Source organism: Bacillus sp. FSL E2-8900, from assembly GCF_037966225.1.
Lineage (GTDB): Bacteria > Bacillota > Bacilli > Bacillales > Bacillaceae_G > Bacillus_A > Bacillus_A cereus.
The window spans coordinates 3,180,165-3,198,131 of record NZ_CP150193.1; the positions used below are offsets into that span (position 1 = coordinate 3,180,165).

Here is a 17,967-nt window from a genome sequence, read left to right on the forward strand (position 1 = left end):
GTGTTTATAGGAAATTTATAGATAAATAAAGTGCTAAATTGACTCTTATGCAGTAATTATCGTTTCATTTGTCTAAAAATTGAAAAAATATGTGTAGATAGATATCATTTAAAACACATATATAATTAATTTTAATTTTCCGACACGTTTTTTCACATAGTTCTTAAACTAGTTTTTTGCGTGCATTATGAAAAAAATTGTACCGTGTCAATCTTAAAAAATTATATATCATAACTTTAAGAGAGGAAGGAAAACTATGAAGATGAAACGAAAAATCATTATGACAACAGCACTTGCAGCAACATTAGCTACAGGTGCACTACCTACCACATCAGTGTTTGCTGCAGAAAAAGAGGCTCCTATCCAACAAAACAAGGAACAAATGAGTATTCAACCATTAGCACAAAATAATTTAGAAACAGCTGTTAATGCTGCCTTAAATGGTCCAGAAGTCAAAAAAATAAAAGTATTTGAGCATGAATTTAACGTAAAGGAAATAGAAGTAGTAAATCTAGGTGCAGGAAAAAAATATGTTAAGGGACAAATTTCTCATCATTTAAGTTTCCGTCCAGATGATCAATTTTATTATGAGTTTACTGTGCAAGATGGAAAAGTAGTAGATAAGCCTGTATTTAGTATTGATAGAGGTGGTTGGACACCATTTGCTGCTCCACTTTTATCAATTCTTGCTGCGTATAATGGAATTCCAGTTAATCCAAATGATTTAAATACACTTGGTCAGCAGATTGGTAAAGTTATAGATGGAAGCTGGGAACATGCAGCCCAATCTATCGCAACTGTAGTTAGTCTAAGTTTTAATGAGTAGAATTTTTCAATTTTTATTAGCATTGTAGGGATTCACTTTTTGTAATCAGCCTTGTTATAAGAGATTCTAAAACAGCTATTAATAAACTTTTACTACTCATTCACATTATTTTGATTTGTTTACCACCTTATCATTCATTATATGTCACAAAATAGAAGTCTTTTTTAAGGCTTCTGTTTTGTTTGTATACAATACGAGCAACGGTTGGTTTTTGGAGGCTATATTTCGATTTTTCAAGAATACGTTTGGCTATTAGGTACAATTCATAAAAACAAATTATTAAAGTCTCAAATAACTTACTCCCCCTGTTTTTAATTATTTTCAAATCCAAAAATTTATTACCTCAAGAATGAAAAACAATAAATATAGTAAAAACATCATCTAGCAATTGTTTAAAGATCAGGAGAGATAAAATGAAGAAAATAAAAATGAGAAATTTCATTAAAATTAGCATCCTCACTTGTATTACACTAGCAAGTTTAAGTACACCATCTACTCTTTTAGCTGATAGTCATCCAGGTTACTCCTATGAATCCAATATAGGATATCAAAATCCATCGTGGATGTCCAAAATAGAAGATTCAACAAAATTAAGTGAAATATCTATTCCAGGGACTCACGGTACAATGGCTTTACATGGAGCAAGCTTTCTTGATGAAAATTTGACAAGAAATCAAACTATGGGTCTATCCCAACAATTAAATTCTGGAATCCGATATGTAGATATGCGTGTTAAACGTGTAAAAGATTCTTTTGCAATGTATCATGGCATTGTAAATCAAAAAGCTGTGTTTGAAGATGTATTAAAAGAGACAATTCAATTTTTAAAAGAGCATCCAACAGAAACAATATTAATGCGCCTAAAAGAAGAAACTACTCCTGAAAGCGGCTCTCTATCATTTGAGGAGATATTTTTAAAATATAAAAACGTTAATGCTTCATATTTTTGGAATCCTAATTCCGTACCAACCTCAGATAGAAATAACCCTACTTTAGGAGATACCCGCGGGAAAATTGTAATCTTACAAAACTTTACATCTACTCAATTGTACGGCATTGATTACGAAGGTTTGAATATACAAGATAAATTTGAAATTGGAAGCGGACCAGACGAAATATATGCAAAATGGATTGCGATAAAAACCCATCTACAAAATACAAATACTAATTTTAATAATGGAAAAATTCATCTCAACCATTTTAGTGGTACGGGAGGCGCAGCAGCATTTTCAAATAATGTATATCCTTGGTTTGTTGCAAGCGGAAAAGAGAGCAGAAATACTGATAGTAGTCCTAAATTGATTCAAACGAATTCCACAAATGCATGGAGTGATTTCCCTCGCGATAGAAACGGGCAAGTATACTATGGAGGAATGAATACACTTGGGACCGAACTCTTACAACAAGGCATAATTAAACATTCTGGTATCATCGCAGCTGATTTTCCTGGTCCAGGTTTAATTGATAGTATCATTAAATTAAATGGTATACATTCTAATGAAAAAGAAATATTAATTTCGCAAATATCATCTGAATCTTGTCCTTTATCCGGGCAACAAAATCGATCCAGTCAAAACTTTAAAATTGATAGTTTACCTGTAGGTACCAAAGAATTAAAATGGGTTATTGAGCCTTCAGAAAAAGATTATTCTTCTACTATCTCTTTCAATGTAATGATTGATGTTTCCCTAGGAATAGATTCTACTCGTTGGAAAAACATTTCACATGGATCTAGGACTGAAGCTTACACAAATACTAAATATTATATTGCAAGTCCAATGGGTGCCACTAACAAATTCACAGTGAAAATATACGCTATTACAAATTAGAAAATAAAGAATCCCAATGAAATTCCATTGGGATTCTTTTTTAATTTCATTTCGTAAACATTAGGATGGGGTTTAAATCTTATTGATTTATCATTTAAATCATAAGATAATTCATATTTGGAACAGCCCTTAATTTTTAAAAGAAAACCCAAAAATGTTAACTACCTTTTCCCACCTGTCACTTATTCAAAACTGGCTTCCAAAGCGATAAGGCAAAAATCCAATTTGAGTCGCCATTTCCTTGATGATCTTGAACTGCTTCATACACTTTTCCCTCATGTACTACTCTATCGCCTTTAATATATGCTTTTCTTGCATCCCATTTTTCATATGTGGAATCCTCTGACTTTGTTGTTACAGTCAAAACATCACTTCTACTAGATTCATTTCCAGCTAAATCAACCGCCGTCACTACATATTTATACGATGTATTAGCCTTCAAATCTTTATCCATAAAGGATGTATTAGCCGCTGTCCCAATTTTATTCATAACCCCAGCGCTTTCTCTATATACAATATAATGGTCAACACCTACATTATCTTCAGACGGACTCCACATCAAATCAACAGTTTTCGCTGTTGTACCCATACTATGTAATCCTTTTGGTTGAGTTGGAGCCTCTATATCTGGGATTGCATGTGTTGTCTTAACCTTTAGTTTTTCACTTTCTTTTGATATGTTTCCAGCAGAGTCTAATGCCTTTATTGTATAGGTATATTCCGTATCTGCTTTTAGTTTTTTATCAATAAAAGTTGTACCTGGTACCGTATCAATTACTTCGCCATTACGTAACACTTGATATTCTTTTACACCTATATTATCAGTAGAGGCCTTCCATGTTATTTCAACACTATTGGCAGAAACTTTAGAGGCATTTAATTCAGTTGGTTGACTTGGAGCTACTGTATCGGGAGTTTCATTATTTACTAGATTTACATCAATTACATTATAAAACGCATTTGACGTATCTGCTACATCCCATACAGCTAAAATAACATGATAACCATTGCGATCAGTTGGTACATTAATTGTATGTGTTAAATTATTTGATGCGGCAGAACCATCATGTTTCACAGTTCCAATTGGTTCTAATTCAGCACGTGTTAATGGTTTATTAGGATCCCATCCCTTTTTTGTAATGTAATAATGCCATTTACTTGTAGGATGTGCAGCTGTATATTTCCATGTAAAGGTATTTGCTCCACCCTTAATCGTGTTTTTGAACCAGCGATTTGATGTTTGTTGGTCAAGAATTCCTCCAAACAGTCCTCCTGCCGAAGCGATTTTTCCATCAATCGGTCCCCCATCTGGGAATCCTTTAGGTGCTTCTAGGCTTTGAGGTTCGTACATTATATTTCCACAATTTAAATTCAATGCTCCATAATTCTGACTACATAAAGCAGCACGGCTACTTGGCTTTTCAACAAATCCATGTGCATAAGCACTTTGAGGAATCATAGTAATAGCCGTTACCCCTGCAGCTAAAACACAAGCACCAATTCCTTTTTTACTTTTTCTTAATCTTTCCAATTTAGATGTAAATTTCAAATTCATTCTTGTCCCCCCAATATATTATTGTTATCGCTAATATAATAGCAATATAGAGATAAACGAACAAATTACTAATAAATATACTAATACCTCTCATACATTGGTACGTTTATTATTATTTTTAATCTCATATAAAAATAAAATAAATACAATAAGTCTATTTTGTAACATTATGTTTTAAAAAAAGAATAAAAACTTCGTTTAATTTCACAAAAAATTCAAATATTAAAACAGATAATTAAATCATGTAGGAAAAATAATTTTTTTATATTACAAAAAAGCAAAAAAAGTCTGGAAGAAGCCGATTATATCCGTTTCTTCCAGACTTTCACTTCTTTTATAACACTCACAAATCCCTTAACCTTAAACATATACACTTGAGGTTAAAACCCACATAATCAATATAACCTATATGTTGACTAGCTTCTAAATGTTAAAATTCATAAATTAATAGTAACAGAACAATTAAAACAAGCCATTTAGCAATCACATATAATATTCTTACTAATTCAATCTAACGCTTAATTACTTATAAAATGACTTAAGGTATCTAGCTTAACTGTATTTTCTTTATTAATAACCATTGTCTATCCTGCATTTTCTTACTTTAAGCAGATTATCAAGAGATTGTTAATATTTAAGGAGAAAACCCATTTTTCATTATCATATTATAAAAATTTATTATATTATTTTTATCTAATAAGGCACAGAAACAACGGGTAAACTTCAGTGTGCTTGAGAAACGTTCTTAGGGTGAAACGTTTAAAGGGTACTTTAGTACTGAGTTTTTATTAAATGTTCCTGTACCTAATATTTAAATTAACGTATGTCAAAATATTTTACAATACGAGTGTTAAACGTTACATATTTCTATATAAAATGATACATTTCATCAGCACGCCTCCCTAATATTTATGCTAAATATAGAAAATTCAGCTCGTTAGGATTTAATTTTAAAATTCTTATAAAAGCATATGATAGATTAGGCACGTAATTGACACAAATTAATAGTCTATCTACTTTTTAATTACCTATAAAAACTCTATTACCGCTTTATTATTTACTCCTAAACCAAAGCACATCTATACCTACAATTTCTTAAAATTCTTTTAGATAATATTTCAAAAGAGTCGATAGTTTTATTTTTTTTATTTTTTTATTGTACATTTGTGCATTTGATGTTAGGATTATGCCTATTAAAATTGAATCCTAACGATTCTTCTTTATAATTTCCATATTTTAATTGTTAAATAAAAATATAGATTCTGATATATATTCAAAATCAGACCGAAAATATCTTTATTTTACAATGATGTCGTAGCATACCTTTAGAATGGAAAGATATATGCAACAACGTGTTAAGGGGTTACAGGAGGAACAAAAATGAGAGACTTTTTTGATGATAAGTACAAAAATATTGAATTAAAAAGGAGGTTAATCAATTTAATAAGTGAAATTAGCGAATTCAAAGGAAAATTAACTGCTTATCAGGAACAAAACCCTGACATATTTAATAGTTTAGAAAAAACTATACCACTACATTACATAAAAAATTTCACAACTATTTATGAGGATATAAAAGTTCCTAATAAAAGATTAAAAGAACTTATTTTAGATGATATAGTACCTCAAAATATTTCTGAAGATGCTATTTTTTGTTATTATCAAACACTTTCTTTTGTACATAAAAACTCCTGTACTTTATCAATTAATCCAGCAACTATACAGGAATTACATTTTCAACTAATACATTACCTTACCTCTGACAGTGCCAAATGGCGTGAAAAACCTTTTATTATTCCAGGTATTCCTGAGCATGGAATGCACTTGAATAGTTACCGCATTCTTCCGCATGAACTCATTCCACAGTTTATGGAGCAATTATGTGATCAATACAACTCATTAAATACTAGTAAGGGGCTACATTCACTTTTATTAATAGCTCGTTTTATATTAAATTTTTATTGCATAGTCCCTTTCAATCAAGGTAATAACAGGCTGGCATTTATGTTAATGCAATTGCTGTTAATTAAGAGTGGACATACATTTGTAAAATATGTATGTTTGGATAAATATATTAAGAAAAATGAATCTGATTATTACAATTCGATTTATAAATCTTCGGTCAATTGGTACTGCGAGGAACATAATAATAGCTTTTGGTTAAAAACGTTTTTAACAATTATATTAGAGGCTTACAAAGATCTTCATAACACAGTTCTAGATTCTATATGTAAACATACTAAAGTTGAGAGAATTCAAGATTTTATACTTAAACAAAAACAACCTTTTACTAAGGAGAGTATTCGTAACACTTATCCAGATATTGCAGAAAGTACAATCAGTAAGGCTTTAAATTCCTTGCAAGTGTTTGGCCATATTAAGCTAGTTACAAAAGGAAGAAACGCAACGTGGATTAAGATTTGACCATATTTTCAATACACATGAGGTTTAAAAATTCAATTATAACCTTATCATTGAATTTCATTTTAATTTTAAGCTAATATTACTTTTTTAGTTATTTCTAATTCCAACAAAACATTTTATAGGAAAAGGTCCGCTTTCCCCCGCCTTTTCCTATAATAAAATGAAATATAAACATAAAATAATTGTCGAAAAAAGTCTAATTTTAATATTTTTTCTTTATTTTCTGGTTGTAAACGCTTCTATTTCATGTTACCATCTTAATCAAACAATAGATGGTCATAAAAATGAAAGTATTTCTTTCCCTTAGAAACATATAAACGTACGGTAATCTCAAGAAAATAAGGCCAAAGCAATATTTGATACCTACCAAAATAACTAATAGGAATTTTGCGCATATATTTTTCTGTTAATTCAGAAAAAACATTTTGTCCCTAAACAAAATTTGTTAGCGCGCAAACTTTAATTACACTAGAACACCCAAATAAATATAATGTCTTTTTAATTGAGCATTAAGATATTAAAAAAGAATTCTTCCTACAAAATTCAGCTGATGAACTTAAAGACATCTAAATTACTACCTTAAACGCCATCTATTGTTGACAATATATTTATCAACTATGAAAAAGAGCCTATCAAGGGTTCTTTTTTGTGATAATCATTCAAATTTCAATTCTATCTTGGTACTTAGATTCCCCCACAAATCACCTCTACTTTTTTGCTCTCAATTATTAATTTCCGTTCCCAATTTGTTTAAATTTGTGAATAAAATTCCATCTTATAAAAATAATAAATATAACTAATCGTTATATATTAAAGAGGTGTCAATTTTGTCTTTAAATGAAGAGATCTTAGAAACTAAAACAGATAAAAACATTGAAAAGATCCAAACAAGTAACTTAAAAGAACTTAAAAATACATTAGATAACATCTTTGATATTAGTGCAGATTTAATTGAACACCCTTTGCAATTAAAAACAAACACGAATATTTTACTTTATTATTTTGAAGGCCTTACAGATGGTGTTGCATTAAAAGCCAATGTTGTTACACCATTATTACAAGAAGTAAATGAAGACAGTCAAATTTTTAATTCTAATATTATTGCTACTCATACAAAAATCGTATATACATGGAATGAAATTAAAGAAGGATTACTTGAGGGTCAATGTGTACTGTTTATGGAAGGAGAAAATCGGTCACTTCTAATAAATACAAAAGGCTGGGCAGAGAGAGCCATTCAAGAACCAATTTCAGAAGTTACTATTAAAGGCTCACATGATGGTTTTATTGAGAATGTCACAAAAAATATAGGCCTAATTCGTCGATATATTCCTTCTACAGAGTTAAAAATCAAAAAGCTGACGATTGGAGAACGAGCCACTTCTTTAGTCTATTTAATTTACTTAGGTGATGTAGCAAACGCAGATGTAGTCCAAGAAATAGAAACTAGAATCTGCAAAATCAAAACAGATGCGGTATTAAGTATTGGAGAGCTATCTAATTATACAAAAGATCAAAATTGGACTCCTTTTCCACAGGCTTATTTAAGCGAACGTCCAGACGCCATTTCAAACCATATACTTGATGGGAAAGTAGCGGTGTTAATGGATAGATCCCCTGGTGCTATGGTTGTTCCTATGAATTTGATTGGATTTTTTCAAACCCCAGATGACTATAATATTCATTGGCTCATTGCATCTTTTTTTCGCTTATTACGATTTGCAGGATTTATTATAGCTATTTTTTTACCCGCATTTTATATTGCTATAGTATCCTTTCACTTTGAGATCATTCCTATAGATTTATACACTTCTATTGCAACGTCAAGAGTTAAGGTCCCCTTCTCTCCCTTATTGGAAGCTTTTATAATGGAAATTACACTGGAAATGCTACGTGAAGCTGGTATTCGCTTACCACAACCTATTGGACAAACTATTGGTATTGTTGGAGGGATTGTAATTGGACAGGCGGCTGTTCAAGCTGGACTTGTGAGTAACGTTATGGTTATTATCGTATCTATTACAGCCATTGCATCATTTATTGTTTCTAATTATGATTTATCAAGTTCTATACGCCTTATTCGTTTTCCAATGATGTTATTGGCATACTTTTATGGGGTTGTAGGTATTGTTAGTGGATTAATGCTCTTATTTGCTCATTTTGTTTCACTGACTTCCTATGGTTCACCATACGGATTGCCAATCGCGCCATTTCGGCTTCAAGAGTTAAAAGATTCTTTTGTAAGGTTTCCTATTTCGATGATTACCACCCGTTCGAGTACTGGACAGCCGAAACAAGAAAAGAAAAAAGAAGGTGGTCCGCATGGGGAATCTTAAATTCAAAAATATAACTTTATTCGAATTTATTATTTTCATCCATTCGCTGCAACTTGCATCTGGTATGTTAATTATGCCAAGCCCACTTGCTACTACTGCTGGTACAGATGGCTGGATTTCAATCATTCTTGGATGGATGGTTACTTCTATAATCGGTGTATTTATTATATTAATGTTACAAAAAAATCCCAACAAAAATTTCTCGCAAATCTTAAAAACATACTTTGGTAAATGGCTAGGGACGATTCTTTTTCTTTTATATGCCTGTTATCTATTTTTTGCTGGCTTTAATACTTTATTAAAGGCAACTGATATTGTAAAAGTGTGGATATTCCCTTCCACTCCTACTTATCAAATCACCATATTATTACTATTACCTTTTATTATTTTAACCCTGAGTGGGTTAAGGGCCCTTACTAGTTATTCTATGCTTGTTTTCTTCTTCACTACTTGGATGCCACTATTTCTTCTGTTTTCACTAAAGACTAACTACACCCCTTTACACCTACTACCTATTTTTAAAGATGGATTATACCCTATTATAAAGGCAACAAAAGAAACCATTACACCTTATGCTGGCTTAGAAATTGCATATTATATATACCCGTTCTTACAAAAAAAACAAAAAGCCATAAAAGGACTACTAATAGCGAATACTGGAACTATGTTTTTCTATTTATATGTGACTATTCTTTCTTATATATACTTTAGTCCAGAGGGGATAAAAGACGTAATCTGGCCAGTATTTCATCTGTTAAAAGGGGTTCGTTTTTCTTTCATGGAAAGATTAGAAATTATATATATCGCTTACTACTTGATTGTATTTTCCACTACAATATATCCGTATTTATTTTTCAGTTTTGAATCTATGACCATATCACTTCAAAAAAACGCCCGAAATTGGGCGCTGCTTGCTTTTATGTTATTTATAGTTGGGCTATTTATTTTCCTAAATCCCGATGTGGATCAATATTTGTTTATATATTCTCTTATGGATATCTTAAATGTCATTTTCTTTATTCTTTTACCAATCTTATTTTTCGCTTACAGTATTCTTTTTACTTGGGTTACTAGGAGGAAACAACTTTGATTCGAAAATGGATATGGATTGTAATTTGTTGTGTGTATATAATTGGTTGTAGTCAGAGAGTTCCTCTTGAGAAGGTTTCATTAATCCTTTTAATTGGCTTGGATAGAACCTCTAATGGAGACATAAAAGTTGGAACAAGCATACCACTCTTTCATCATAAACAGTCAAAAAGTACTATAGAGCATTGGACACAAGCATCAACTGTATATACTGGATTCAGTAAGATAGATACAAAGTTAACGGGCTTTATGACAGCTTCCAAAGCTGAAATCATTTTAATTGGGAAAAAATTAGCGCAAGAAGCAAATTGGTTGCAGGAGCTTGATTCTTCTTACCGTGATCCTTACGCTACCATTAATGCTAAAGTAGTACTTGTAGATGGACCTGCAGAAGAAATTTTTAAAATTCACAAGCCTAGTAAACCATCACTTTCATCTTATATAAGTGGTGTAATTGAATCATCAATTCAAAATAACCAATCCGTCTCTTCTACAATTCAACAATTAATGAGAGAACAAAATGAAGAAGGAATGACGCAAACTGTTCCAATTATCAAAAAAACAAAGAATGAAATCGACACAGTAGGAATTGCATTTTTAAATCGAAAAGGGAAATATTTAACTCATATTCCTAAAAAAGATGTTAAATTTTTCAATCTTATAAATAAGCAAAAAAGTAGCGGGCGAATGATACTACACCTTGCGCTTCCTCCTAAAAAGTCCAGCAAGAAAACAAACACTTCTATCTTCGTACAGAACGCGATAAGGAAGGTAGTTGTTGCTTTCCAAAACGGAAAGTTTGTATTTAATCTCGATATATATGCTAATGTAGCTTTAATAGAAAAAACCAATGCGAATTTAATAAAGGGGCACTATGATAATAAAAAAAATGTAAATAATTTAGAAAGTGCTATTCAAAAAGAAGTTAATAAAAAGTTACAAAATATTTTAAATGAAATGCAGCAGAATAAAATTGATCCAATCGGATTATCCCTATATGCTAGAGCCTTTCAATATAAAGAGTGGAAAAAAGTAAAAGGTGATTGGTTGCAAGCATTAGCAGAGGCTAAAATAAATGTAAAGACACACGTTAAAATGAAAGATACTGGGACCATTAGAAATTAAAATAGACTAGTCTATTTTTCTGCTTAAAAGTCTTTCTAAGTGGTTTTCCATCTTCAATATTTATCATATAACAGATGCTAACTCAAAGAAAAATCTACTGGTTAAATGCTAACCAATAGATTTTTCTTTTTTATCTAAGGATTCTTTTAAAAGAACAACAATTTTACTACAGTAATCAAGAACAGGTTTCTAAATTAAGTTACTGGAGAATATATAACTCTGGCGCAATATCCCTACCAGCTTTCATTCCAATAATAACTCCATGATATAACGTCAAAGATGAAATCCCTCAACTTAGGTATTTGACTTTTTAAATTTATACAAATGTCTTAGCTCTATGTACTGTGATATATAGGTCCACATCAATATGTTATTGCATCATATACTGAACAGATAATTTAAATTACTTTTATAAAGGATGATGAGGATGAACCTAGAAGATATACAAAAATCCTATGGCGTAATTGTAAGTTTAGGAGGATTGTGTCAAGTCACCAACCAAATCAAAAGACACAATTTAAGAACATTTTCTGGACCTTTAGATTGGTTTTATTATCCATCACTTTCAGATGTAAACAGATTACTTCAAAATCGATTTAAAAAATTTATGAAGTTAGAAAATATGATTATAGAAGGTTCAGAAAGTTACGGTCTTATTGAATCAGAATTTGATAATCAAATTAAATGGGCAGAACGAATTACCTACTGTATAAAGGACACTTATTATAATTGTTTTTCAATGCATGATTTTCCTATTAATTCAGAAAAGGATTTGAAATCAACCTATCCTTCTTTTAAAGCTAAATTAGACACTAGAATTAATCAATTCCTTGAAAAAATAAATAGTAGTGAATCCATTTTATTCATTAGAATTTGGGGAAATCGAGATGAAGCGGTTGAATTACAAAACGTATTATCTAAAATTACAAATAAGGATTTTAATATCCTTATTGTTAATTTCAAGGAGGGTATATCTAATATTGTTGAACAAAATTGGGGAATATCGCGGGTTTGTTCAATTGAACTCCCACGTTATCAGGATAGATGGGAAGGTGATGATTCCGATTGGGATGTTATTTTAAACAAAATAACATTAACTTAATAATTTTCTTCTTTCTTTTAACATGATTTGGCCCGTAAAATCAAATAGGTGTAGAGAAATAAAATTCCTGTCTAATTGATACACACTTAATTAACAAAACGTTCATATAATAATTAGTAAGTCCTTCTTTATTGAATAAATAGTTCTTTACAAAATTAGTTCCATCACTAGAGCACCTTTATGCGGTGCTCTTTTTTGAATTTATAAAATGTAAAAATAGTTGTTCCATTTTCCTTCAAATGGCTAATTCCCTTTGTTATTCTTCTGTTGATTTCTGTATAATCATTTATGCGATCAGCATATTCTGCTTATGTAGTGCATTCACGACTACTTACTTCCATACTTTATCTTATATTTTGTCTTCTTGGATATTTCATTATAAGCTTCTTCAATTCCCTTGATTTCCTTCCCCTTCTTTTATCTTAAGAACAAGCAATTTCTTTCATTAATATTAAATAAACTAAAGCATAGATTTTAAAAGAACCTAATTTACATATAATTAATGATAAACTACAATGTGTATTCTCCACGTTTAATCAGCATCTGAATTATAAATCTAACATATTTTTTTTAGTTGATTGTCATTATGGTACAACCGTGTATACATTTACCAAACAAACTACATAGTTTAAATTAGTAAAATATATAGAGAGGAAGGAAATAAATCTATGAAAGTCATAATTTTGTGTGGCGGAAAAGGGCTTCGGATGCAAGGAATTTTAGAGGACATTCCCAAACCATTAGTTCGAGTTCAAGGAAAGCCTCTCCTCTTGCATATAATGAATTGGTATAGAAAATATGGACATTCTGATTTCATTTTGCCCTTAGGATATAAAGGTGAGAAAATTAAGGAATATTTTATGGACTTTAGCTGGAAAGAGAATGACTTTAGTTTGAATTTTAAAACCAGTCAATATACGCTACTTCAGAAATTAGAAAATTGGAATATACACTTTATAGATACAGGAATTGATACAATGACCGGGGCAAGACTAAAAAAACTTGAATCCTTTGTACAGGGTGAAACCTTTTTATTAACTTATGGTGACGGATTAGCCAATATAGATATTGATCAACTAATAGCATTCCATAAAGAAAAAGGAAAAATTGCTACATTAACTGGAATTAAAAAAAATAGTCAATACGGACTATTGGCGGTCGAAGATGGAATTGCTATTGATTTTAAAGAAAAACCATTACTTGATGAAGTAATTAATGGCGGTTTTTTTGTATTTAACAAAGAAATATTCAATTATTTAAGTAATAATGATGATTGTGTTCTAGAAGAAGATCCTCTTCGAAATTTAATAAAAGACAATGAGCTCGCAGTCTATGAACACAATGACTTTTGGGCTAGTGTCGATACACCTAAAGATTTAAAAACTGTAAATGAAAGTTGGAATCCAAATAAATTTTAGTGGAGAGGACTGAATAAGCATTGAACTCTAATGATAAAAAAATAAGTTTACCTCGATTGTATATCCCCTCTAATGAGAAAATAGTTAACCCACTTTCAACAGGAATTAAAGCTTCAAATCTCTCCAAAAAAAATACTCAAAAAAGAATTAATCCCCAATTCTATAATCAACAACATGATCTAAATAATCATTTCTGCGTCATTGTAGGTAGTGAGTATGTCTTGAAAATTATTGCTTTACAGCAATCATTAATGCAGTACTCAGAAAAATTCACATTGTGGATTTGTTGTATAGATCCTTTTGCATATTCACTATTAAAAGAAATGAGTTTAATTAATGTAAACCTTTTACAAGTTGAAGAATTAGAAGATCGTGAATTAAAAGCAATTAAGAGAAAAAGAAAAGTAAATGAATATTGTTGGACTTTAAAATCTGTCTTGATAGAATATCTATTGGTCAATTATGATTTACCATCTATTCTATATTGTGATGGTGATTTATGCTTTTTCTCTGACCCTAATATTATTTTTGAGGAATGGGGTGACCATTCTATTTTCCTAACCCCCCAAAGAGATCGTGATTGGGTAGAAAAAATGTATGGAAAATATCAGGCTGGTCTAATTGGATTTAAGAATGATCTCTATGGACTAAAAAGTGTAAGATGGTGGAAAAATAAATGTATAGATTGGTGCAGTGCCGAGGCTGAGGAGGGGAAATTTGGAGACCAAAAGTATTTAGATTATATCCCTATATATTTTCCAAAAGTAAAAATTTCAAATAACTTAGGTATAAATGCTGCGCCTTGGAACTGTATATATAATAACGATTATAAAATTGACAAGACTAAAAACGATATATTTATTGAAAACGACAAACTAGTTGTTTACCATTTTGCATGTATTACTATCTTTACTGAAAATGATTTTGATCTTTGGTCTTTGGGAGAAATTTCAATACCCAATAATATATTAAACCATATTTACACTCCGTATTTAGAGAGAATTCAATTTGTTTTAAAGCAATTAAAGGATAAATTCAATAAAGATACTAAACAATTTTTAAGTAAAAAAGATATAAATAAAGCTCAAACTTTATATAAAGATTCACAATTAAGAAGAAAAATGAATCAATCCAATCATTTTATGAACTTTTCCATGATTATAAGTAAAGAACGATTAATTCAAGGATTGACCTCTTATTATTCCTTAGAAAATTTCAACGCTAAATTTACTGTATGGATCTGTTGTATGGATGATTTAACGTATCAAATATTAGAGAAATTAAAATTAAAGCACGCCATACTAATTCCGGTCAAGGATATTGAAAATCATGAACTCCTCAGTATAAAAAATGATAGAAGTTTACAAGAATATTGTTGGACATTAAAAGCGCCCCTATGTCTACATGTCCTTAGTCTTTATCCGGAAGTTGATCACATTATATATTGTGATGCTGATATGTATTTCTTTACAGCACCTAATATCATTCTTAATGAGTGGTGGAAATACTCTGTATTCCTTTGCCCTCAAAGAAGCTCTACTGAAATTGAAAGCATACACGGTATATACCAAGCTGGTTTAGTAGGCTTCAAAAATGATCAAAATAGTAAAGAAATTTTAACATGGTGGAAAGATAAATGCCTAGAATATTGCAATAATCAATATGATGTTGAAATGAATAGATGGGGTGACCAAAAATATTTAAATCACATTCCTAACATCTTTTCTAATATAAAAATCATGACTCATAAAGGTATTGATGCAGCACCTTGGAATGTCATTTTAAATAGCAGTTCTATATCCAAAACAGATAATAAAGTTTTTATTGATCAAGATGAATTAATAGCTTTTCATTTTGGAAGTATGCAAATTATTAATCCAAATGAGTTTGATTTATGGAAACAAGAAACTTTAGAATTACCTCCAGCAGTTTTAAATTATATATACATTCCTTATATTGAACAATTGAACAAGACATGTCATACCCTTCATAATACTTTTCAAAAATCTCCCTCCTCTTTATTTGCTGACCAAATTGATACAACAACAATAAAAAATTATTTTAAATACCCCTCCCCTCATCACAATTAAGACTGATACTTTCCTTATTTAAAAATAAATCTATTTATTTCAGCAACTAAAAATACATCTTAATAAAGGATAGATTATCACTATGATTGCTTCATTTAAAAATAAAACTTTCCTTATTACTGGTGGATACGGTTTTATTGGTTCTCACTTGGCACGAAGACTTTTAAATTTACAAGCAAAAATTGTTCTTTTCATAAGAACACCATCAAACTCTTGGAGACTAGAGGATATTCTAAAATATATTGAAACCTATGAAATAGATATACGAGATAAAAAACAAGTACAAGATGCAATAAAGAAAATTAATCCCGATTATATCTTTCACCTGGCAGCCTATGGTGTAAATTCTGCCCATACAGATTACATCCATGCTATAGAAACAAATGTTATAGGGACTTGTAACATTATTCAAGCAGCAAAATTGGTGAATTGTAAAAAAATCATCAATTTTGGGAGTAGTTCTGAATACGGTAACAAGATGGAACCTATTCATGAAAATATGTTACTAACTCCTGTGGACATCTATGGAAGTACCAAAGCTGCTGCTACTATACTCGCCCATCAAATTGCTAGCGAAAACAATACTAATCTTATAACATTAAGACCTTTTGGCATATTCGGAGAAGGCGAAGAGCCGCATAAAATTTTTAGCTATATAATCTTGCGAGTATTACAAAACAAAGATGTAAATTTAACTTTATGTAATCAATTAAGAGATTATTGTTATATAGAAAATGTAATAGATGCCTGTATCCTAGCAGTAGAAAATACTACTATACAAAATGAAATCTTTAATATTGGGAGCGGCACTATTCACCCCTTGAAACATTATGTAGAATTATTATTCAAACATTTGAAAACCAATTCCAGACCAAATTACGGTGCAATTTCCTCTAGAACAAATGAAAGATGGGTTCCTGAAGCGGATGTGCAAAAAATAAAAAACTCTCTTTCCTGGGAACCTAGAATTAATATTGAAGAAGGAATTATAAAAACTATTAATTGGTATAAAAATAATAAACATTTATACCTAACCCCCTAAAAATAGGGTACTAAAGGAGGTGGACTAATTGTTAAACCAAAACTTTAATAATGCTTTTTACGGAAAAAGAATTTTAATTACTGGACATACTGGTTTTAAAGGTTCTTGGTTATCCCTATGGTTGAATGAATTAGGTGCTACTGTAATCGGATATTCATTAGATCCTAAAAATAAAAATGATAACTTTAACATTACTAACCTTCAAAATAATATAATTGATATTCGTGGAGACATTAGAGATTTTAATAAATTAAATAAGGTTTTTACAGATTATAAACCTGAAATTGTATTCCATTTAGCTGCCCAACCTTTAGTTAAGTATTCATATGAATATCCTAGGGAAACATACGAGGTAAACGTTGTAGGAACTATGAATGTACTAGAGGCAATTCGATTACATGAATCAGCTAAAATAGGAATTATGGTGACAAGTGACAAGTGCTATGAAAATAAAGAATGGCCTTGGGGTTATCGTGAAATTGACCCTATGGGCGGCCATGACATATATAGCTCAAGCAAAGGATGCTGCGAACTTTTAATTTCTTCCTATCGTAATTCTTACTTTTCAGAAGAAAAATTTTCTCAACACAAGAAAATAATTGCAAGTGTTCGAGCTGGTAATGTAATTGGTGGTGGTGATTGGTCAATAGATAGAATTATTCCCGATTGTATACGAGCATTAGAATCAAACAAAAAGATTATTATTAGAAATCCTACTGCTATTAGACCCTGGCAACATGTACTAGAACCTTTAAGCGGGTATTTACTCCTTACAGAAAAAATTATAAATAATGGTATCCTTTTTTCAGGAGCATGGAACTTCGGGCCATCCCTAAACAATATTGTTTCAGTAGAAAAATTAGTGACCAGTTTACTAGATATTTGGGGCTGCGGGGATTGGACAGCAGAAAATATAGGTCCAATAAATTTTCATGAAGCAAATTTACTAAACCTTGACATTAGCAAAGCAAAATTCAATCTTAATTGGCAGCCAAAATGGTCCCTACAACAGACTTTAGAAAATACAATAGAATGGTATAAACATTATAATTCTTACACCAGTTCTGAGATGATAAATCTATGTATTAGCCAAATCAAACAATATTGCATGCTTTGAACTACTCCCACTTC

12 protein-coding genes are annotated in these 17,967 nt (G+C 30.6%); 11 read left to right on the top strand and 1 reads right to left on the bottom strand.

All coding sequences use genetic code 11. From position 1 onward, the window contains the following. The first annotated feature begins 256 nt into the window (after positions 1-256). Together NST90_RS16300 and NST90_RS16305 are read left to right on the top strand one after the other, a co-directional pair. Positions 257-826, top strand: a complete 570-nt coding sequence (locus NST90_RS16300) for a hypothetical protein (protein WP_025708912.1) — start codon at positions 257-259, stop codon at positions 824-826. Between the two features lie 413 nt (positions 827-1,239). Beyond that, positions 1,240-2,655: a phosphatidylinositol-specific phospholipase C gene (locus NST90_RS16305; protein ID WP_025708913.1), complete on the top strand. Its 1,416-nt coding sequence runs from the start codon at positions 1,240-1,242 to the stop codon at positions 2,653-2,655. A gap of 178 nt (positions 2,656-2,833) precedes the next feature. On the opposite strand, the gene NST90_RS16310 is transcribed toward NST90_RS16305, so the two are convergent. Continuing rightward, on the bottom strand, positions 2,834-4,210 hold the full coding sequence (locus tag NST90_RS16310) for a lytic polysaccharide monooxygenase (RefSeq protein ID WP_025708914.1): 1,377 nt from the start codon (positions 4,208-4,210) through the stop codon (positions 2,834-2,836). A 1,380-nt stretch (positions 4,211-5,590) separates the two neighbouring features. Between NST90_RS16310 and NST90_RS16315 the strand changes: the two genes are divergently transcribed. The 9 genes from NST90_RS16315 (at position 5,591) to rfbG (ending at position 17,953) form a co-directional block, all read left to right on the top strand. Next, the gene (locus NST90_RS16315) at positions 5,591-6,634 is read left to right on the top strand and encodes a Fic family protein (protein WP_025708915.1); all 1,044 of its coding nucleotides are present in this window, start codon (positions 5,591-5,593) and stop codon (positions 6,632-6,634) included. A gap of 827 nt (positions 6,635-7,461) precedes the next feature. Next, a complete protein-coding gene (locus NST90_RS16320) occupies positions 7,462-8,970 on the top strand; it encodes a spore germination protein (RefSeq protein ID WP_025708916.1) in 1,509 nt (502 codons plus the stop codon). Beyond that, on the top strand, positions 8,957-10,060 hold the full coding sequence (locus NST90_RS16325; RefSeq protein WP_025708917.1) for an endospore germination permease: 1,104 nt from the start codon (positions 8,957-8,959) through the stop codon (positions 10,058-10,060). The genes NST90_RS16320 and NST90_RS16325 overlap by 14 nt, the downstream gene beginning before the upstream one ends. Further along, the gene (locus NST90_RS16330) at positions 10,057-11,184 is read left to right on the top strand and encodes a Ger(x)C family spore germination protein (protein ID WP_025708918.1); all 1,128 of its coding nucleotides are present in this window, start codon (positions 10,057-10,059) and stop codon (positions 11,182-11,184) included. Before NST90_RS16325 ends, NST90_RS16330 begins: the two co-directional genes overlap by 4 nt. 427 nt (positions 11,185-11,611) lie before the next feature. Then, positions 11,612-12,286 (top strand): papain-like cysteine peptidase, encoded by a 675-nt coding sequence (locus tag NST90_RS16335; protein ID WP_001047148.1) that lies wholly within the window; start codon positions 11,612-11,614, stop codon positions 12,284-12,286. A 668-nt stretch (positions 12,287-12,954) separates the two neighbouring features. After that, the gene (locus tag NST90_RS16340) at positions 12,955-13,704 is read left to right on the top strand and encodes a sugar phosphate nucleotidyltransferase (RefSeq protein ID WP_000864434.1); all 750 of its coding nucleotides are present in this window, start codon (positions 12,955-12,957) and stop codon (positions 13,702-13,704) included. 20 nt (positions 13,705-13,724) lie between these two features. Next, complete coding sequence (locus NST90_RS16345; protein WP_025708920.1) at positions 13,725-15,794, top strand: hypothetical protein; 2,070 nt, start codon at positions 13,725-13,727, stop codon at positions 15,792-15,794. Positions 15,795-15,876: 82 nt separating this feature from the next. Next, positions 15,877-16,836, top strand: a complete 960-nt coding sequence (locus NST90_RS16350; protein WP_025708921.1) for an NAD(P)-dependent oxidoreductase — start codon at positions 15,877-15,879, stop codon at positions 16,834-16,836. 28 nt (positions 16,837-16,864) lie between these two features. Further along, a complete protein-coding gene (rfbG, locus tag NST90_RS16355; protein WP_025708923.1) occupies positions 16,865-17,953 on the top strand; it encodes a CDP-glucose 4,6-dehydratase in 1,089 nt (362 codons plus the stop codon). Positions 17,954-17,967: the final 14 nt, after the last annotated feature.